Source organism: Actinokineospora sp. UTMC 2448 (assembly GCF_024760565.1).
In the GTDB taxonomy this organism is placed as follows: domain Bacteria; phylum Actinomycetota; class Actinomycetes; order Mycobacteriales; family Pseudonocardiaceae; genus Actinokineospora; species Actinokineospora fastidiosa.
This window is the reverse complement of record NZ_CP031087.1, coordinates 115,102-133,402: the sequence shown is the minus strand read 5'-3', so window position 1 is coordinate 133,402 and position 18,301 is coordinate 115,102. Positions and strand designations below refer to the sequence as shown.

Below are 18,301 nucleotides of genomic sequence, written 5' to 3'. Positions count from 1 at the left end.
CGGATGAGCGGGGCGGGCAGGGCCAGCGTTGAGCGGGGCTGGCAACCGGTTGAGCGGGGGCTGGCAGCCGGGTTGAGCGGGCGGGGGGCCCGGTCAACCGGTCAGGAGCAGGCCCGGTCAGTCGGTCAGTGGGGCGGGTTTGGGGAAGCGGTGCTCGTTGCGGTCGATCTTGGCGTTGGCGGCGGCCAGCAGGTCGGCGCCGAGGACGTCGGCTAGGCGGACTAGGTAGAGCAGGACGTCAGCCAGTTCGTCGTCGATGCGGGCGCGCAGGTCGGGGTCGGCGTAGGCGGCCTCGGCCTGGTCCGGGGTGAGCCACTGGAAGATCTCGGTGAGTTCGCCCACCTCGCCGGAGAGGGCCATCACCAGGTTCTTCGGGGTGTGCCACCGCTCCCAGGCGCGGGCGGCGGCGAAGGCGCGCTGGCGGGCGCTGAGGTCTTCTATCGTCACGGGTCCGTCTTCTTCTTGGAGCGCAGCAGGATCCTGTCCGACGCCGGGACCACCGCGCCCGCGGGCGGGTCCTGCGAGACGACGACCCAGTTGCGGTCGGACACCAGCAGTCTCCCCTGCCCGGTCGCGTCCTCCTCGGCGAGGTGGAAGAACCCGGCTGACTGCAGGGTGTCCTGGGCCCGCTGGTGCTCCATCCCCACGACGTCCGGCACCGGCAGGGCGTCGGCGGAGCCGCTGGGCGGGGCCACGGACGCCGGTGGGCTGGCCGGGTCGGCCGGTGCGCACGCGGTGAGGGCGATCGCGGCCAGCGCCGCGAGGGTCCGTCGCATGATCACCAGTCTCGCGGGCTACCGCCCGACGCGCACTCCGGCATCCCGGCGTCGCTTGCGCTCGTAGAGCTTGCTGTCGATCTGGACGATCGCCGGGCCGAGCGCCATGGTCAGCAGCAGGGCAAGGCCGAGGACAACGCCGATCCACACCAGAACCGCGGTCACCATCGTGAGCACCTCCGTCGTTGTTTTCGCTGCTCACAGCGTCTCTCCCGGGAGCGCCCCGGCGGATCGGCCGAGCGGGTGGGGTGCGTCGGCCGTCCGGGCATGCGCGGCGCGGTGTCCCCTGGCCGATCGGCCGATGCCTGCCCGCCGGTCGGCCGAGGCGCGTTCGTCCTGGGCGTTCTAGCGTTCTGCGGCATGGAGACCGTTGCGACCGTGCGCCGCTGGATGGCGGGCCTGCTGGCCGTCGCGTACCTGACCGACATCGCGGTGCTGGGGAGCCTGTGGGGCGGGGCCGCGCTGCTGGTCCCGCTGCCGATGGTCGCGACGGTCTTCCTCGCCCTGCGCAGGCCGGTTCTCGGGGGACTGGCCTGCGCGGGGGCCGTGCTCGCGATGTCGGTCGTGCTGCGCGAACGGGACCCGTACTCGTTCTTCGGGGTCCAGTCGCTGCTGTCGCTCTCGGCGACCGAGGCGCTGGCCGGGATGATGGTCATCGCGATCGTCATCTGGCGGACGCCGCGCGGGGTCGCCGCGGCGGCGACGCTCGGCCTGCTCGCCTCGGCCGTCTGCGCGGTCCTGATACGCAGGCCCTACTGGCACTACACCGATCTCGACCTCGCCTCCGTGGGCGCGGTCCTGGCCGTGGGCGCGGGCGTGGCGCTGCGCCTGGGCGGCGGCGACTCGCCGATGCGCACGTTCCTGCGCGGGCAGTGGCCGCTGGCGCTGGCCCTCACGCTGGCGCTGCTGGTCGACTCCAGCGCCACGCTGGACATCGACCGGCTCGGCCCCTACGCCGCCTTCCCGCTGCTGGCCGCGGTCGCGACGGCGGTGTGCGCGGTGCTCGGCCCGCGCGACGCCCTGCACTGGACGATCAACGCGGCCGTCATCGTGGTGGTGTCCGGGGTGGGTATCGCCGTCCTCGCCTACCTGCTCGACCACCCCATGTCCGGGCTGCGCCCGCCCGCGGCCATCGTCGCCGCGCAGATGGCGCTGGTCGCCTACGTGGTGCGCTACTGCGACCGGCAGAAGGCGACCTCGGCCGTCGTCGCGCTCGTCGGCGCCGACGCGCTCGCCACGATCGCGCTGGCCGCGGCGACCCGGGACCGGCCCGACACCGAGTTCTTCCTCGTGGCCGCCTTCCTCCTGCTGCTGTCGGTCGCCACCGGCCAGTACTTCGGCTCCCGCGACCGGGCCCGCAACCAGTCGATCCGGGTGGCGGTGTCCGGCGCGCAGCAGGCCGAGCGGATGGCCCTGGCCCGGGAGCTGCACGACGTCGTCGCCCACCACGTGACCGGGATCGTCGTGCAGGCGCAGGCCGCCCAGCTCGTCGCCGACCCGGCGAAGACCGCGCAGGCGCTGGCCAAGATCGAGCGCAGCGGCACCGAGGCGCTGGCCGCCATGCGGATGCTGGTCGGCAGCATGCGCGGGACGCAGGCGGGCGAGGCCGGGGCCGCCGACGCCGCGACCGCCGACCTCGCCGCCGACCTGCGCGCGGTCGCCGCGGGCTTCCCCGGCCCTGAGGTCCACATGGAACTGTCGCTGCCGGACACGCTGCCGCCGGAGGCCGGGCGGACCGTGCTGCGGATCGTCCAGGAGTCGCTGACCAACGTCAGCAAGCACGCCCAGGACGCCTCGCGGGTGTCGGTCACCGTCGAGCCCGCCGACGGCGAGCTGCGCGTGCGGGTGTCCGACGACGCGACGACGGCCCGGGTGCGACCGGCGGGCGGCTCCGGCGGCTACGGTCTGGTGGGCATGCGGGAACGCGTCGAGCTGCTCGGCGGCGCGTTCGCCGCGGGCCCGGGCGAGACGGCGGGGTGGACCGTCGACGCGCGCTTCCCGCTGCGAAAGGACGGCTCGTGATCCGGGTGCTGATCGCCGACGACCAGGAGATGGTCCGCGCCGGGTTCCGGATGATCCTGGAGACCCAGCCCGACATCGAGGTCGTCGCCGACGTGCCGGACGGCGTCAGCGCCGTGGCCAGGGCGCGCGAGCTGCGCCCGGACGTGTGCCTGCTCGACATCCGGATGCCCGGGATGGACGGCCTGGCCGTGACCAGGGCGCTGGCCGGGCCGGAGGTGGCCGACCCCATCAAGGTGGTCGTGGTGACCACGTTCGACCTCGACGAGTACGTGCACACCGCGCTGGCCAACGGCGCGTCCGGCTTCCTGCTCAAGGACGCGGGCCCGGCCCTGCTGATGGAGGCGGTGCGCGCGGCCGACCGCGGCGACGCGCTGGTCTCCCCGCAGATCACCGTGCGGCTGCTGCGCCACTTCGCCTCGCCGCGGTCGGTCGACCCGCAGGCCGCCTCCCTCACCGAGCGGGAGACCGACGTGGTGAAGGCCGCGGCCCGCGGGCTGACGAACACCGAGATCGGCGCGGAGCTGTTCCTGTCGCTGTCGACGGTGAAGACTCACCTGGCGGCGGTGCAGGCCAAGATCGGCGCGCGCAACCGCGTCGAGATCGCGGCCTGGGCGTGGCGCACCGGCCTCATGACCTCGTGATCGTCTTCACCACCAGCTGGTTGCCCGGCGGGTTGCCCGCGCAGCCGAGCCCGTCCAGCGCGACGAACATGGCGGCGGTCTCCTGCGGCGGGTACACCCGCAGCCCGCGCACCTCGGTCGGCTTGCACACGGCGGCGTCGTAGTTGCGGACGTTGACGAACCCGACCGGCGCGACAGCGGTGCCGTCCGGCTTCAGCGTGACCGGGGCGCCCTTCGTGCCCTCCCGGTAGGCGGCAGGCCCGACCTGCTCGCCGCCCTCACCGGACACATAGGACACGCCGGGGAAGCCGTGCAGGACGCAGACCCGCGAACCGGTGTTCGTGAAGACGAGCTTCCGGTAGACCGTGCCCGCGCCCGCGGAGTCGTCCTCGATGGACAGGGACAGCTCGTCGGTCTTGCAGTCGGTCGCCACCGGCAGGCGCGACGCCGTGGTGGCGGGCGATGTGGCGCCGTTCGCCCCCGTCACCTCCGTGGACGTCCCGGTCGGCGGCTCGGCCAGCGACGGGCCCGCTCCCGCGTCGCCCGCCGGTGGTGGGCTCCCGCACGCCGCCACGGCCAGCAGTCCGATCAATCCGATCATCCGCGCGCGCATAAGACCCTCCGGCGAATGTTGCCCTCCCACTTTTCCTTTCCACGATGCGCGAATGATCAACCGCGCGCCACCCGAACACGCCCCCGATTCACAGTCGGGCCGCCCCGGTGTGAAGAATTGCCGCCCGTTCGGGGGTGGTGACGTCCTATGTGCAGACAGTAACGTCGCGACCATGGCGGGTGCTGGGGAAGCACGATTACGGATCGTGCTCACAAGGGCGGTGTGGTGACGAAGGATCGACGGCTGGCCTGGCTGCTTGGCTCAAGCGCCTTGTCCAACCTGGGGGACGGTATCGGGAAGGTCGCCTTCCCCCTGCTCGCGGTCAGCGTGACCCGCGACCCCGTGCTCATCGCCGGGCTGTCCGCGACGTCGTTCCTGCCCTGGCTGTTGTTCTCGCTGCTCACCGGCGTGCTCATCGATCGGGTCGACCGGCGCAAGGCCATGCTGCTCGCCAACGCGGCGCGCGCGCTGATCGTCGGCGGCCTCGCCGTGCTCGTGCTCGCCGACGCCACGACGATCTGGTTGCTCTACGCGTTCGCCCTCGCGCTGGGCACGGTCGAGACGGTTGCGGACAGTGCCGCCCAGGCGCTCATCCCGGCTGTCGTGGACCGGGCCGGACTGGAATCTGCGAACGGCAAGTTGCAGAGCGTAGAGATCGTCGGGCAGACGTTCCTCGGCGGACCGCTGGGCAGCCTCACTTTCGCCCTGTTCGCCGCGCTGCCCTTCCTGCTGAATTCCGTCGGGTTCGCCATCGCCGCCGTGCTGCTGGTGCTGCTGCACGGCAAGTACCGGCCCAAGGCCGTCGACCCCGAGCAGACCGCGCTGCGGGTGCAGCTCGCCGAGGGGTGGCGGTGGCTGCGCGGCCATGCGCTGATGGTCCAGCTGGTGCTGTTCGCCGCGTCCGTCGCGCTCACCTCGGAGCTGGCGCAGGCGCTGCTGGTGCTCTACGCGATCGAGGACCTGGGCCTCAACGCGGCGACGTTCGGCGTGTTCGCCCTGGTCGGCGGCGTCGGCGGGTTGCTCGGCGCGTGGCTGGCGCCGCGGCTGACCAAGCGGCTGCCCCGGCGCACGGTGCTCACCCTGGCCACCGGGTTCTGCGGGCTCGGCTTCGGGCTGATGTCCCTCGTCGGCGACCCGATCTCGGCCAGCCTGCTGTTCGGCGTGTTCGCCGCCGCCGTCGTGGTCATCAACGTCATCCTGGGCGCCCTGCGCGGCGCGCTCGTGCCCGAGCACCTGTTCGGCCGGGTGCTCGGGGTCTGGCGCACGGCGGTGTGGGGCGCGATCCCGCTGGGCGCGCTGCTCGGCGGCCTGCTGGCCGACTGGCTGGGCACGCGCGCGGTGTTCGGGGTGTCCGGCGCGCTGCAGATCCTGCTCGGCGGGTTCGTCTGGATCTCGCTCGACCGGCACGCCGCCGAGGTGGACTCCCTCAACGGCGCACCGGCCTGAGCGCTACTTGCTGGCGACCTTGCGGTACTTGCCGACCGCGAGCGGCACGAAGATCGCCAGGATGATCAGCGAGCAGATCAGCGACCACAGCACCGGGTGCTGCGCGGGCCAGGCGTCCGAGGTGCCCAGGATGCCCGGGCGCGGGTTCTCGAACAGCGTCCTGGCCGCGTCGGCCGCCGCGGTGACCGGGTTCCACTCCGCGATCGTGCGCAGGAAGCCCGGCATGCTGGACGCGGAGACGAACGCCGAGGAGATGAAGGCGAACGGGAACATCCAGATGAAGCCCGCGCTCTGCGCGACCTGCACGTTGCCGGACACCATGCCGACCCACGCGCCGATCCACGACATCGCGAACGAGAACAGCAGCAGCAGCGCGAACGCGGCCACGGCGTCGAGGAGGCTGCCCCGGATGCGCCAGCCGACGATCAGCCCGCAGACGGCCATCACGACCAGGCCGAGCGCGGAGACCGCGAGGTCGGCGCTGGTGCGGCCGAGGAGCACGGCCGCGCGCGACATGGGCAGCGACCGGAACCGGTCGATGACGCCCTTGTCGAGGTCGGCCGCCATGCCGAGGGTGGTGTACGCGGAGTTGAACGCCACCGTCTGGGCGAAGATGCCGCCCATCAGGAACTCGCGGTAGGCGTCGGCGTCGCCGCCGATGCTGCCGCCGAAGACGTAGGCGAACAGCAGCACGAACATGATCGGCTGCAGGGTGGCGCCGAGCAGCAGGTCGGGCTGGCGGCGCACGTTCATCAGGTTGCGCCAGGCGACCACGCCGCTGTCGCGGGCGCCCGCGGTGATCACGGCCATCAGGAGTCCCCCTTCTTCCGGCGCTTCTTCTCCGGCTGAGGCGCGTCCTCCTCGGCCGCGTGCCCCGTCAGCGCGAGGAACACGTCGTCGAGCGTGGGCCGGTGCAGTCCGACGTCGAGCACGCCGACGCTGTCGCGGTCGAGCAGGCGCAGCGCCTCGACCAGCGCCTTGGGCCCGGTGTCGACCTTGATGGACAGCTTGCGCTGGTGCTCGTCGACGTCCGGCTCGCCGACCCCAACCGCGCTCAGCGCTGCCCGCGCCGCGGCCAGCTCGCCCGCGTCGGCGACGACGATGTCCAGCCGCTCGCCGCCGACACCGGCCTTGAGCTGGTCGGCGGTGCCGGAGGCGATGACCCTGCCCCGGTCGATGACCAGGATCCGGTCGGCCAGCTGGTCGGCCTCCTCCAGGTACTGGGTGGTCAGCAGGACGGTGGTGCCGTCGGCGACGAGCTCGCCGATGACCTCCCAGGTGTCCATGCGCCCGCGCGGGTCCAGCCCGGTGGTCGGCTCGTCGAGCACGACGACGGCGGGCGCGGCGACCAGCGCCCCGGCCAGGTCCAGCCTGCGGCGCATGCCGCCGGAGTAGGTGCGCGCGGGCCGGTCGGCCGCGTCGACCAGGCGGAAGCGCCCGACCAGCTCGGCGGCGCGCGCCCGGGCGTCCGCCCGGCTGAGCCCGTAGAGCCGCCCGACCATGTATAGGTTCTCCGTGCCCGTCAGGTTCTCGTCGACGGCCGCGTACTGGCCGGACAGCCCGATGGACCGGCGGACCGCCTGCGGATCGGCGGCCACGTCGTGCCCCGCGACGAACGCCTTCCCCGCGTCCGGCCGCAGCAGTGTGGTGAGGATGCGCACGGTGGTCGTCTTGCCCGCCCCGTTCGGGCCCAGCAACCCCAGCACGGTCCCAGTGGGAATCTCCAGGTCGACGCCGTCGAGCGCGCGGGTGGACCCGAAGGTCTTCACCAGCCCCTCGGCGCGGACCGCTACCGATGACATGTCGCGCAGGGTAGCCCCGTCCCCCGACAACGCGCCCCCGAATTCCGGCACTCGCCGCTAGAGGCGGACTCCGGTCCACTCCAGACAGTGCCAACCGTCGCCCCGGGTTTCCAGGAGGACGTGGCCGGTGTTGGGGATCAGGCCCGCGTTGGCCAGTTGGGGGCCGACGTTGTCGGCCAGGAGTTCGGCGCCGAGGCGGAGGATCCCGCCGTGGGTCACCAGGGCGACCGTCTCGTCGGGGTGGTCGGCGCGGAGTTTGGCGATGTCGGCGGCGAAGCGCTCCAGGACGGCGTGGCCGGTGTCGCCGCCGGGCATGGCGCGGTGCAGGTCGCCCTCGGTCCAGCCGCGGTAGACCTCGACGAACGCGGCGAGGGCCTCCGGGTCGTTGCGGCCTTCCAGTTCGCCCGCCTGCACCTCGTGCACTCCCGCGAGGACCGCTACGTCGAGACCGCGGCGGACCGCCATGGGGGCGGCGGTCTCCTGGGCGCGGATGGCGGTGCTGGCGTAGACGGCGGTGACCGGCTCGTGCTTGGTGCGCTCGGCGAACGCCTCGGCCTGGCGGCGGCCGAGCGCGGTCAGCGGCGGGCCGGGCGGGGCGGAGTCCAGGACGTGGTTGACGTTGGAGATGGTCTCGCCGTGGCGGACCAGCAACAGCCGGGTCATGCCTCGCCTCCCGTGCGCAGCGCCGCGAGCCAGGCGGCGGAGGCGGCGTGGTCGATGTCGCGGTGGCCGGGCGGGGCCAGGGACGCCGCGCCGTCGGCCTTGGGGTAGGAGCCGAGGAAGCGGACCTGCTGGCTGCGCCGGTGCAGCGCGGCCAGCGCCTCGCCGACGCGGTGCTCGGCGATGTGGCCGTCGAAGTCGAGGTAGAAGCGGTACTCGCCGAACCGGCCGCGCAGCGGGCGGGACTCGATGCGGGAGAGGTTGATGCCGCGCAGGGCCAGCTCGGTGAGCAGGTTCTGCAGTTCGCCGGGCTGGTGGGCGACGACGGCCAGCACCGACGTCCGGTCGGCCCCGGTCGGCGCGGGCGCGGTCGTCGGCCTGCTCAGCAGCAGGAACCGGGTGACCGCGTCGCGCTCGTCGGCCACGTCCGTGGCGCGCTCCTCCAGCGGGTAGTGCGTCGCGGCGACCGGCGCGGTGACGGCGGCGTCGTACTGGCCCTCGACCACGCCCACGGCCGCGCCCGCGGTGGAGGTCGCCGCGAGCTGGGTCGCCTCCGGCAGGTTCGCCGAGAGCCAGCCCTGGACCTGGGCCAGGGCGTGCGGGTGGCTGGCGACCGTGCGGATCTCGGTCGTGCCCGGCCGCACGAGCACCGAGAAGCGGATGGGCAGCACGTGCTCGGCGACGGCGACGACCGGCTCGTCGACGGCGAGGGCGTCCATGGTCGCCGAGACCGCGCCCTCGACGGAGTTCTCGACCGGCACGCACGCCAGGTCGGCCGCGCCCGTGCGGACCGCGGCGACGGCCTTCGGGATCGTCGGCAGGGGCACCAGGTCGGCCTGTCCGTCGAACGCGCGGGCGGCTTGTTCGGTGAACGTGCCCTGGGGTCCGAAGTAGGCGATACGCGGCACGCCGCCCACCCTACTGGGCAGCCGGTTGGACACCTGGGGTTGTGCTGCGGGTTACCAAATGGCGGTTACCGCGCCGCTCGCGGAGATGACATGCTGGTCGAGTGACCGCGGATTCGGAGACCGGGACGGTGCACGCGCAGGCAGACACGCTCGAACTGGTGTTGTGCGCGGTGGACGAACCGCTCGCCGAGGCGTGGCGGTCCGCGACCCGGCCGAACGTGCGGGTCCACCGCGGGTCCGTGCTGGACGTCGACGCGCAGGCCGTGGTCTCCCCCGCCAACTCCTACGGCTGGATGCGCGGCGGCATCGACGCGGTCTACGCGCGGTCGTTCCCCCGGGTCGAGGAGTCCGTCCGCAGCGCGGTGCTGGCCTACCACGGCGGCGAGCTGCCGGTGGGCGAGGCGCTGATCGTGCCGACCGGGGCGCGCACGCCCGCGTGGCTGATCAGCGCGCCGACGATGCGCGAGCCCGCCACCGTCCTCCCGCCGGACACCGTGCACCCCTACCTCGCCGCGCGTGCGGTGTTCCGCCTGTGGCGCGACGGGGTGTTCGACGACGGCGCGCCCATCCGCATGGGCGTGCGCACGGTGGCGATGCCGGGCCTGGGCACCGGGGTGGGCGGGGTGTCGCCGCAGACGTGCGCGCGGCAGGTCGCGGCGGCGTGGGACGAGGTCTTCGGCGCCTAGTGGTCGCGCGGACGTCATGTCCACGTTGCCTGCGCCACACCCGATCGGTGCAGTCCGTCACACCACAAATGCGCTCCGAGCGCTTACGTTGGCGCGGTAGGCCCACAATCCCGCCGCGAGGAGTCGGACATGGCACGGGTCCGCGAGCTGAGCCCGTACGTCGAACTCCGCCGCGAGCAATGGCGTGAGCTGCGCAAGAACACCCCGCTGCCGCTCACGCTGGAGGAACTGGTCCGGCTGCGCGGCCTGGGCGACCCGGTGGACCTCGCCGAGGTGGTCGACGTCTACCTGCCGCTGTCGCGGCTGATCTCGCTGCAGGTGGCGGCCCGCCAGCACCTCTACGAGACCACCACCGCGTTCCTGGGCGAGGACGGCGCGAAGGTGCCGTTCATCATCGGCATCGCGGGCAGCGTGGCGGTCGGCAAGTCGACCACGGCGCGGCTGCTGCGCACCCTGCTCGCCCGCTGGCCCGACCACCCGCACGTCGACCTGGTCACCACCGACGGCTTCCTGTACCCCCGGGCCGAGCTGATCCGGCGCGGGCTGATGAGCCGCAAGGGCTTCCCGGAGAGCTACGACCGCCGCGCCCTGCTGCGGTTCGTCTCGGAGGTCAAGTCGGGCTCGGACGAGGTGCGCGCGCCGGTGTACTCGCACCTGGCGTACGACATCGTGCCCGGCGAGGAGCAGGTGGTCCGCAAGCCGGACATCCTGATCGTCGAGGGGTTGAACGTCCTGCAGCCGGGGCCGAGGCTGGCGGTGTCGGACCTCTTCGACTTCTCGGTGTACGTCGACGCCCACCCCGAGGACATCGAGCGCTGGTACATCGAGCGGTTCCTGGCGCTGCGCTCGACGGCGTTCGCCGACCCGTCGTCGCACTTCCACCACTACGCGGCCCTCTCCGACGACGAGGCGCGGGCGGAGGCGGGGGTGCTGTGGAAGCGGATCAACGAGCCGAACCTGCTGTCGAACATCCTGCCGACCCGCCCGAGGGCGACGCTCGTGCTGCGCAAGGGCTCGGACCACCGGATCTCCCGGGTGCGGCTCCGTAAGCTGTGACGTGTGATCCGGGTGCTGCTGGTCGATGACCACGAGGTCGTGCGGCGCGGCCTGCGCGACCTGCTGGACGGCGAGCCGGACATCGAGGTGGTCGCCCAGGCCGGGTCGGTGGCCGAGGCGCTGGTGCGGGCGACCTCGTCCGCGCCGGACGTGGCCGTCGTGGACGTGCGGCTGCCGGACGGGGACGGCGTCTCGCTGTGCCGGTCCCTCCGCTCGCTGACGCCCGCGCCGCACTGCTTGGTGCTGACGGCGTTCGACGATGAGAACGCCCTGGTCGAGGCGATCATGGCGGGCGCTGCGGGCTATCTGCTGAAGCAGGTCAGGGGGCAGGACCTGATCACCGCCGTGCGCGAGGTGGCGGCCGGGCGGTCGCTGCTGGACCCGGTGACGACGGCCCGCGTGCTGGAGCGGATGCGGCGCTCGGCCTCCGACGAGCTCTCGGCGATGACCGAGCGGGAGCGGGAGGTCCTGGAGCTGATGGGCGAGGGGCTGTCCAACCGCCAGATCGCCGAGCGGCTGTTCCTGGCGGAGAAGACCGTGAAGAACTACGTGACGTCGGTGCTGGCGAAGCTGGGCATGCAGCGGCGGACGCAGGCGGTGGCCTGGTTCGCCCGCCGGGAGCGGTAGTCAGCCCGGCAGGGGCACTTCCCAGGTGACGGCCGTGCCGCTCCTCGGTGACGAGCGGACCGTGCAGGTGCCGCCCAGCCGCTCGGCGCGGTCGTGGAGGTTGCGCAGCCCGCGCCTCGTCACGCCCTCTGGGATGCCGCAGCCGTCGTCGGCGACGGTCAGGCGCAGGAGCTTGTCGTCACGCCGCAGATGGACCGTCACGCGCAGGGCGCCCGCGTGGCGGACCACGTTCGACAGGGCTTCGCGGAGGGCGGCCCTGGTGTTGTCCGCCACCTCGGTGGGGAGGTCCCGGACGTCGCCGACGATCTCCAGCGACGGGGCGAAGCCCAGGAGCTCGCGGGCGGTCGCGACCTCGGCGGTGGCGGATTCGGCGAGGTCGGCCGCCGGTTCCTCGGGGTCGGGGTTGCGGAGCGTGCGCACCACCGCGCGGACGTCGGCGATGGCCGTGTCCAGCTGATCGATGACCTCGGCGATGCGGGCGGCGTCGGCCTTGGCGAGCTTGCGCGCCGGGCGGCGCGTCAGCAGGTCCAGCTGCATGCCCGCCGCGTAGAGCCGCTGGACGATGACGTCGTGCAGGTCGCGGGCGATGCGTTCGCGTTCCTCGTACACCCCGATCCGGCGGCGGGCGATCGCGCCTTCGGACAGGACCAGGACCAGGCCCGCCTGCGCGGCGAACGCGGTGAGGACCTCGACGCCCGCGGGCGTGAACGGGCGGGCGCCGCGCTTGCGGTACACGGTCAGCGCGCCCAGCCTGCGTTCGCGGGTGCCGAAGGGCGCGGCGGCGAACGGGCCGTAGACCTGCAGCTCGCGCGGGACGTAGGGCGCGGTGCGCGGGTCGGTGGTGACGTCGTCGGCGACGATCGGGACGCCGCCCCGGGCCACGCGGGCGGCCGATGACCTCGGCGAGAGCACCAGGCCGACCGGGCTCTGCGCACCGTGGGCGGCCTCGACGGTGACGCCGCCGTCGTCGCTGAGGGCCATGACCAGGCCGAGGTCGGCCTCGGCGAGGGCGGCCGCGCTGCGCACGACCAGGCCGAGGACGGCGTCGGGGTCGTCGCCTGCGAGCGCCGCGGTGGCGATCTCGGTGGACGCGGTCAGGGTTCGGGCAGCCAGCGTGGGGTCCATGGTGAGGACCAAGGCTATGCCTTCTCCCTCGGCCGGGCTCGCTCCGGACGCGGGGCCGGGCGGGACCACAGCATCCACACCAGCGGCTGGCGGCACTCGCACGGCTTCGGCTTCATCAGACCCTGCTCAGCATCCGTGCGCGCCCGTCGACGACCTCGATGACGACGTCCGCCGCGGCCGCCTCGGCCGGGCGGTGGGTCACGTGGACGACGATGCGGTCGGCCAGCGCCGCGCGCAGGTCCGCCAGGACGGCGTCGGCGGTGGGCTCGTCGAGGTGGGCGGTCGGTTCGTCGAGCAGGACCACGTCCGCGTCGGCGAGCAGGGCGCGGGCGATGGCGATGCGCTGGGCCTCGCCGCCGGACACCGCGGTGGCCTGCGCGTCGAGGTCGAAGCCGGGCAGGCCCGCCCTGGCCAGCGCCGCGGCGAGCCTGCCGTCGTCGGCGTGCGGGTCGGCCAGGCGCAGGTTCTCCCGGACCGTGGTGGACACCAGCATCGGGTCCTGCGGCGCCCAGGCCACCGCCGACGGGCGGGCGAGCACCGGGACGGGCAGGAAGCCGAGGACGGCGGCGAGCAGCGTCGACTTCCCCGACCCCGACGGCCCCACCACGGCCACGAACGAGCCCGGGGTGATCCGCAGGTCGACATCGCGCAGCGCGGGCGCGGACGCCCCCGGCCAGCGCAGCTCCGGGGCGACCAGCCGGACGCCCGTGCACAGCTGCGGCGGCGCCACGACCGTGCCCCGGTCCGCGCGCAGCGCGCTGATCCGGCCGTACGCGGCGCGCAGCGGGCCCAGGTGCGTCATCGCCCCGGTCAGCGGGATGACCGCCTCGGCGACCGCCAGCGGGACGAGCGCCACGATCGGCACCAGGACCGGGTCGAGCACGCCCGCCGCCAGCGGCACCGACAGCACGGCCGCCAGTCCCAGCACGAGCGTGATCAGCGCCTCGCCGAGCCCCGCGCCGAACGCCTGGCGGCGGGCGCGGGCCGTCAGCGACGCGTCCAGCCGGGCCAGCTCGGCGCGGCGGCCGGTGTCGCGGCCGAAGGCGACCAGGTCGGCCGCGCCCGCCAGCAGGGCGAACACGCGGTCGGCGACCGTGCGGGACCCCTCGGCCAGCGCGGCGCTCGCCCGGCGCTCGGCGGCCAGGGTGACCAGCGGCGCGAGGACGCAGGCCACGACGAGCGCCGCAGCCAGCACCAGGCCCGCCGAGGGCGCCATCGCCGTCTGCACCGCGACCGCGGCCAGCGCCACGCCCAAGGCGACGACCGGCGGGGCCAGCACGCGCGGCGTCAGGTCGCGCACGGTGTCCACGTCGTCCACGAGCCGCCGCAGACCCTCCCCGGCCCGCAGCGCGCGGGCGGGGCCGCGGCGGACCAGCGCCGACCACAGCTCGCCGCGCAGCCGGGTCGCGTCGCGGAAGGCCGCGTCGTGGCTGACCAGCCGTTCCAGGTAGCGCAGGCCCGCTCGCGCGAGACCGAACGTCCGCACGCCCACGATCGCCACCGACAGCACCAGCAGCGCCGGTTGCTGCGACGCCCGCGCGATCAGCCACGCCGACAACGCCGTCAGCGCCACCCCGCACGCCAGCGCCACCGCCCCCAGCAGCGCGCCCCCGAGCGTCCGGCGGCTGATCAGCTCGCGCAGCCGCCCCGAAGCCTCCGCCTCGGCGACCGCTTCCTCCACAGTGGACGCGGCGGGCACGTCGCCCGAGCCGACCACCGACACGTGCGAGGCGATGCAGACCGCGACGCCGCGCGCGGCCAGCCGGGACACCGCGCGCATCACCAGCGCGGCGGTCGCGGAGTCCAGGTGCGCGGTCGGCTCGTCCAGCAACAGCAGCCGGACATCGCGGCGCACCAGCGCCCGCAGCACCGCCACGCGCTGCCTTTCCCCCGCGGAAAGGCTGTCCACCCGCCGGTCGAGCAGGTGCTCGGCGGCCACGGTCCGCGCCACCGCGGCCAGCTCGCCGCGCGGCAGCGGCCCCACCTCGTCGGCCACCACCTCCGCGGCGAACACCGGCCGCTGCGGCACCCAGGCCACCAGCCGCCGCCAGGTCGACATGTCGATATCGCTCAGCGGCACGCCGTCGACCAGCACGCGCCCCCGGTCGGGCGCGACGAAGCCGAGCAGCACCCCGAACAGCGTCGACTTGCCGCTGCCGCTCGGCGAGTCCAGCCGCACGACCGAGCCCGGCCGCAGCACCAGGGAGATCCCGTCCGGCGCACAGCCGTCCCGCCTGCGCACGCCGACGCCCTCGACGCGGACGGTGTCGAACCCCTCGACCGGCACCGTCCCCGACGGCGGCACGGGCGGCAGCGCGGCCACCCGGCGCACGGCCTCCAACCCGTCCTCCGACGCGTGGTACGCCGCCCCCGCCGCGCGCAGCGGCAGGTAGCACTCGGGCACCACGATCAGCACGAACAGCCCGACCAGCAGCGTCAGGTCCCCCGACAGCATCCGCAGCCCGATGACCACCGCGACCAGCGCCACCGACAGCGTCGCCACCAGTTCCAGCGCCAACGCGGACGAGAACGCCACCCGCAGCACGCCGACGGTCGTGCGGCGGTGCCCCTCCGACACCTCCCGGACCGTGCGCTCCTGCGCCCGGTCCCGGCCGAACGCCGCCAGCACCGGCAGCGCCCTGACCAGCTCCAGCAGTCGCCCCGACAGCCGCTCCGACACCTCGGCGGACTCACCCACCCGGTCCGCGGTGTGCTTGCCGATCAGGATGGCGAACAGCGGGATCAACGGCACCGTCAGCGCGACCACGACCGCGGACGGCCAGTCGACGAACAGGATCACCGCGCCCACGCCGAGCGGCGTGGCCATCGCGGTCACCAGCGCGGGCAGGAACGTGCCGAAGTAGGCGTCCAGCGCGTCCAGGCCGCGGGTGGCCAGCGCGGTCAGCTCGGCGGCCCCGCGCCTGCCGATCCACTCCGGACCACCGGCCAGCGCCCGGTCCAGCAGCACCGCGCGCAGCTCGGCCTTGGCCCCCGCCGCCGCCCGGGCGGCGACGACCCGCGTCGCCCACCCGAGCAGCGACCGGACGGCGACCGCGCTCCCCACCGCGATCAGCCATCCCACGGACGCCCCCGCGCCCGCGACGACCTCGGCCAGCACCGTTGCCAGCGCCCACGCCTGCACCACCAGCGCGCCCGCCGTCAGCACGGCCAGCACGCCGCCGAGGATCAGCGCCCGGCGCGCCGACGGGGACAACCCCGGCAGCGCGCCGAGCGGACCCCTGCCCCGGGGCTGATCGGCGGGATTGGTTGGCACCCGGGGCAAGTCTCGGCTCCCGCTCACGGCACGTGCACCGGCGGGATGTGGGCGGCGCTGACCCGGCGGCGGAACACCCAGTAGGTCCAGCCCTGGTAGGCCAGCACCGCGGGCGTGCCGAACAGGGCCACCCAGCTCATCACTTCCAGCGTGTACGGGCTCGACGCGGCGCCCTCGACCGTCAGCGACCACGCCGGGTTCAGGGTGGACGGCAGCACGTCCGGGTACAGCGCCCCGAACAGGGCGGCCACCGACAGCGCGATCACCGCGCCCAGCGCCGCGAACGCCTGCCCCTCCCGGCCCGCCCGCAGCCGGGAGAAGGCCACCGACGCCGCCGCGAACACCAGCCCAGCCGCCGCCCACGTCCACAGCTCGCCGGACTCCCACTGCACGACCACCAGCAGCCCGCCCAGCGGCAGCAGCGCGAGCGGGCCCAGCCGCAGCGCCAGGGCGCGGGCCCGGTGCCGGATCGGGCCGTCGGTCTTCAGCGCGGTGAACACCGCGCCGTGCGTCAGGGCGAACCCGGCGATCGCCAGCGCGCCCAGCGCCGACTCGGGGGTGAACGCCGCGAACGCCGACCCGACCCGCTGCCCGCCCTCGTCCAGCGGCAGCCCGAGGAACGTGGTGGTCAGCAGCAGCCCGACCCCCAGCGCGGGCACCCACGACCCGACCACGATCACCCGGTCCCAGGTGCGCCGCCAGCGGTCGGAGTCCACCTTGCCGCGGTACTCGAACGCGACGCCGCGCCCGATCAGGCCCAGCAGCACCAGCAGCAGCGGCAGGTAGGCGGCGCTGAGCAGCGAGGCGTACCAGTCGGGGAACGCCGCGAACGTCGCGCCGACGGCCACGATCACCCACACCTCGTTGCCGTCCCACACCGGCCCGATCGTGTTGATCATGACGCGGCGGTCGGTGTCGTCGCGGCCGAGCACCGGCAGCAGCATGCCGACGCCGAAGTCGAAGCCCTCCAGGAACAGGTAGCCCAGCCACAGCAGGGCGATGACGACGAACCAGATCAGCGCGAGGTCCACGGCTGTCCCCTTAGTACGCGAAGGCGAGCGTGTCGTCGGGCTTGTCGGACTTCTTCTGCGGCATCACCCCGGCGACGCCGCCGCGCACGTAGCGGGCGATGAGGAACACCTCGACCGCGGCCAGCACGGCGTAGACCAGGGTGAGCCCGATCAGCGACGTCCACACCTCCCCCGTCGTCAGCCCCGACACCGCCCGCGCGGTGAACATCCACACGCCGTCCACACCGGACGGATTGGGGACCACGACGAACGGCTGCCTGCCCATCTCGGTGAAGATCCACCCGAAGCTGTTGCCCAGGAACGGCGTGGCGATGCCCGCCAGCGCCAGCCGGGGGAACCACCTGCTCTCCGGGATGCGGCCGCGCCGGGTCAGCCAGAGCACCAGCACCGAGACCCCGGTGCCGAGCGCGCCGAAGCCGATCATCAGGCGGAAGCCCCAGTAGGTCACCGGCAGGTTGGGCACGTAGTCGATCGGCTGCCCGGACAGCTCGCCCAGCCGCTCGTCGACCGGGTAGAACTCGCCGTAGCGCTCCCGGTACTCCACGACCAGGTCCTCGATCCCGCGCACCTCGGTGGTGAAGTCGTTGTGCGCCAGGAAGGACAGCAGCGCGGGCACCGTGATGGACTTGACGTTCTCGCAGTCCGGCCGGGTCACGTCGCCGACGGCGAAGACCGAGAACGCCGCGGGCGACTCGGTGTGGCACAGCGCCTCGGCGGCGGCCATCTTCATCGGCTGCTGCTCGAACATCAGCTTGCCCTGCAGGTCGCCGGTCACCGCCAGCGCGGCGAAGGCGGCCGCGGACACCCAGCCGCCGAACTTCACCGACGCCCGCCAGACGGGCCGGTCGGCGTCGTCCTCACGCCGCTTGCGCCAGAGGTGCCAGGCCGCGATGCCCACCAGGAACGACCCGGCCACGGCGAACGTCCCGGCGATGGTGTGCGGGATCGCGGCCAGCGCGGTGTTGTTGGTCAGCACGGCCCAGATCGAGGTCAGCACCGGCTTGCCGTCGACCATGGCCACGCCCACCGGGTGCTGCATCCACGAGTTCGCCGCCAGGATGAAGTACGCCGACGCGACCGTGGCCAGGCTGAACGCCCACACGCACGCCAGGTGCACCCGCTTGGGCAGCCGGTCCCAGCCGAAGATCCACAGACCCAGGAAGGTCGACTCGACGAAGAACGCGACCAGGCCCTCCATGGCCAGCGGCGCGCCGAACACGTCGCCGACGAACCGCGAGTACTCGCTCCAGGCCATCCCGAACTGGAACTCCTGGACGATGCCGGTCACCACGCCCATGGCGAAGTTGACCAGCAGCAGCTTCCCCCAGAACTTGGTCATCCGCAGGTACTTCTCGTCACCCGTGCGCACCCACGCCGTCTGCATCCCGGCGACCAGGATGGACAGTCCGATGGTGAGCGGCACCATCAGGAAGTGGTAGACGGTGGTGATGCCGAACTGCCACCGCGCCAGGTCGAGAACGTCCACGCGTTCAGCCTGCTCCCGGCGGGGGCCCACCGGCAGGTGCCGCGGTCCTGTGCCAGCGGGACGTAGGTCCCGTGAGGCGGTTCACGTGGCCGGACGGGCCCCGAGCACTAGACTGGCCACGCCTGAGGGGAGTAGTTCCCGCGACCGCGGCCAGCGGTCCGGCGGGGCC

18 protein-coding genes are annotated in these 18,301 nt (G+C 73.8%); 6 read left to right on the top strand and 12 right to left on the bottom strand.

The window, feature by feature from the left end; genetic code table 11:
* Window positions 1–117 precede the first annotated feature (117 nt).
* The 3 genes from Actkin_RS00685 to Actkin_RS00675 are packed head-to-tail and all read right to left on the bottom strand — an operon-like array spanning window position 118 to window position 944.
* Window positions 118–447 (bottom strand): nucleotide pyrophosphohydrolase, encoded by a 330-nt coding sequence (locus Actkin_RS00685; RefSeq protein ID WP_258905453.1) that lies wholly within the window; start codon window positions 445–447, stop codon window positions 118–120.
* Window positions 444–776 (bottom strand): PASTA domain-containing protein, encoded by a 333-nt coding sequence (locus tag Actkin_RS00680; RefSeq protein ID WP_258905452.1) that lies wholly within the window; start codon window positions 774–776, stop codon window positions 444–446. Before Actkin_RS00680 ends, Actkin_RS00685 begins: the two co-directional genes overlap by 4 nt.
* An 18-nt stretch (window positions 777–794) precedes the next feature.
* Window positions 795–944, bottom strand: a complete 150-nt coding sequence (locus Actkin_RS00675) for a hypothetical protein (RefSeq protein WP_189208909.1) — start codon at window positions 942–944, stop codon at window positions 795–797.
* A 192-nt stretch (window positions 945–1,136) separates the two neighbouring features.
* Here Actkin_RS00675 and Actkin_RS00670 point away from each other — a divergent pair, with 192 nt between their 5' ends.
* Together Actkin_RS00670 and Actkin_RS00665 are read left to right on the top strand one after the other, a co-directional pair.
* Complete coding sequence (locus tag Actkin_RS00670) at window positions 1,137–2,798, top strand: sensor histidine kinase (RefSeq protein WP_258905451.1); 1,662 nt, start codon at window positions 1,137–1,139, stop codon at window positions 2,796–2,798.
* Window positions 2,795–3,439 (top strand): response regulator, encoded by a 645-nt coding sequence (locus tag Actkin_RS00665; RefSeq protein WP_189208911.1) that lies wholly within the window; start codon window positions 2,795–2,797, stop codon window positions 3,437–3,439. Before Actkin_RS00670 ends, Actkin_RS00665 begins: the two co-directional genes overlap by 4 nt.
* Here Actkin_RS00665 and Actkin_RS00660 read toward each other — a convergent pair.
* A complete protein-coding gene (locus tag Actkin_RS00660; RefSeq protein WP_258905450.1) occupies window positions 3,426–4,019 on the bottom strand; it encodes a DUF4232 domain-containing protein in 594 nt (197 codons plus the stop codon). The genes Actkin_RS00665 and Actkin_RS00660 overlap by 14 nt on opposite strands.
* A 237-nt stretch (window positions 4,020–4,256) precedes the next feature.
* Here Actkin_RS00660 and Actkin_RS00655 point away from each other — a divergent pair, with 237 nt between their 5' ends.
* Window positions 4,257–5,477: an MFS transporter gene (locus Actkin_RS00655; protein WP_258905449.1), complete on the top strand. Its 1,221-nt coding sequence runs from the start codon at window positions 4,257–4,259 to the stop codon at window positions 5,475–5,477.
* 3 nt (window positions 5,478–5,480) lie between these two features.
* Here Actkin_RS00655 and Actkin_RS00650 read toward each other — a convergent pair whose 3' ends face one another.
* The 4 genes from Actkin_RS00650 to pheA are packed head-to-tail and all read right to left on the bottom strand — an operon-like array spanning window position 5,481 to window position 8,847.
* Window positions 5,481–6,287 carry an ABC transporter permease gene (locus Actkin_RS00650; RefSeq protein ID WP_189208914.1) on the bottom strand — a complete coding sequence of 269 codons (807 nt, stop codon included), beginning with the start codon at window positions 6,285–6,287 and terminating at the stop codon, window positions 5,481–5,483.
* Window positions 6,287–7,279: an efflux ABC transporter ATPase subunit, DrrA-related gene (locus Actkin_RS00645; protein ID WP_309569098.1), complete on the bottom strand. Its 993-nt coding sequence runs from the start codon at window positions 7,277–7,279 to the stop codon at window positions 6,287–6,289. Before Actkin_RS00645 ends, Actkin_RS00650 begins: the two co-directional genes overlap by 1 nt.
* A gap of 57 nt (window positions 7,280–7,336) precedes the next feature.
* Window positions 7,337–7,942, bottom strand: coding sequence for a histidine phosphatase family protein (locus Actkin_RS00640; protein ID WP_189208915.1), 606 nt, complete (start codon window positions 7,940–7,942; stop codon window positions 7,337–7,339).
* Window positions 7,939–8,847 (bottom strand): prephenate dehydratase, encoded by a 909-nt coding sequence (gene pheA / locus Actkin_RS00635; RefSeq protein ID WP_189208916.1) that lies wholly within the window; start codon window positions 8,845–8,847, stop codon window positions 7,939–7,941. Before pheA ends, Actkin_RS00640 begins: the two co-directional genes overlap by 4 nt.
* Before the next feature lie 101 nt (window positions 8,848–8,948).
* Here pheA and Actkin_RS00630 point away from each other — a divergent pair, with 101 nt between their 5' ends.
* The 3 genes from Actkin_RS00630 to Actkin_RS00620 all read left to right on the top strand — a co-directional run bounded on the left by Actkin_RS00630 (window position 8,949) and on the right by Actkin_RS00620 (window position 11,216).
* Complete coding sequence (locus tag Actkin_RS00630) at window positions 8,949–9,533, top strand: macro domain-containing protein (RefSeq protein ID WP_229786558.1); 585 nt, start codon at window positions 8,949–8,951, stop codon at window positions 9,531–9,533.
* Between the two features lie 129 nt (window positions 9,534–9,662).
* On the top strand, window positions 9,663–10,589 hold the full coding sequence (coaA, locus tag Actkin_RS00625) for a type I pantothenate kinase (RefSeq protein WP_189208917.1): 927 nt from the start codon (window positions 9,663–9,665) through the stop codon (window positions 10,587–10,589).
* Window positions 10,590–10,595: 6 nt separating this feature from the next.
* A complete protein-coding gene (locus Actkin_RS00620; protein WP_308425867.1) occupies window positions 10,596–11,216 on the top strand; it encodes a response regulator in 621 nt (206 codons plus the stop codon).
* On the opposite strand, the gene Actkin_RS00615 is transcribed toward Actkin_RS00620, so the two are convergent.
* The 4 genes from Actkin_RS00615 to Actkin_RS00600 form a co-directional block, all read right to left on the bottom strand.
* Complete coding sequence (locus Actkin_RS00615) at window positions 11,217–12,341, bottom strand: GAF domain-containing sensor histidine kinase (RefSeq protein WP_258905448.1); 1,125 nt, start codon at window positions 12,339–12,341, stop codon at window positions 11,217–11,219. It abuts the gene before it with no gap.
* A gap of 115 nt (window positions 12,342–12,456) precedes the next feature.
* Entirely contained in the window at window positions 12,457–15,615 is a 3,159-nt protein-coding gene (gene cydD, locus Actkin_RS00610; RefSeq protein WP_258905447.1) for a thiol reductant ABC exporter subunit CydD, read from the bottom strand.
* A 23-nt stretch (window positions 15,616–15,638) separates the two neighbouring features.
* Window positions 15,639–16,646 carry a cytochrome d ubiquinol oxidase subunit II gene (cydB, locus tag Actkin_RS00605; RefSeq protein WP_189208920.1) on the bottom strand — a complete coding sequence of 336 codons (1,008 nt, stop codon included), beginning with the start codon at window positions 16,644–16,646 and terminating at the stop codon, window positions 15,639–15,641.
* Between the two features lie 10 nt (window positions 16,647–16,656).
* Window positions 16,657–18,132, bottom strand: a complete 1,476-nt coding sequence (locus Actkin_RS00600; RefSeq protein ID WP_258905446.1) for a cytochrome ubiquinol oxidase subunit I — start codon at window positions 18,130–18,132, stop codon at window positions 16,657–16,659.
* Window positions 18,133–18,301 lie beyond the last annotated feature (169 nt).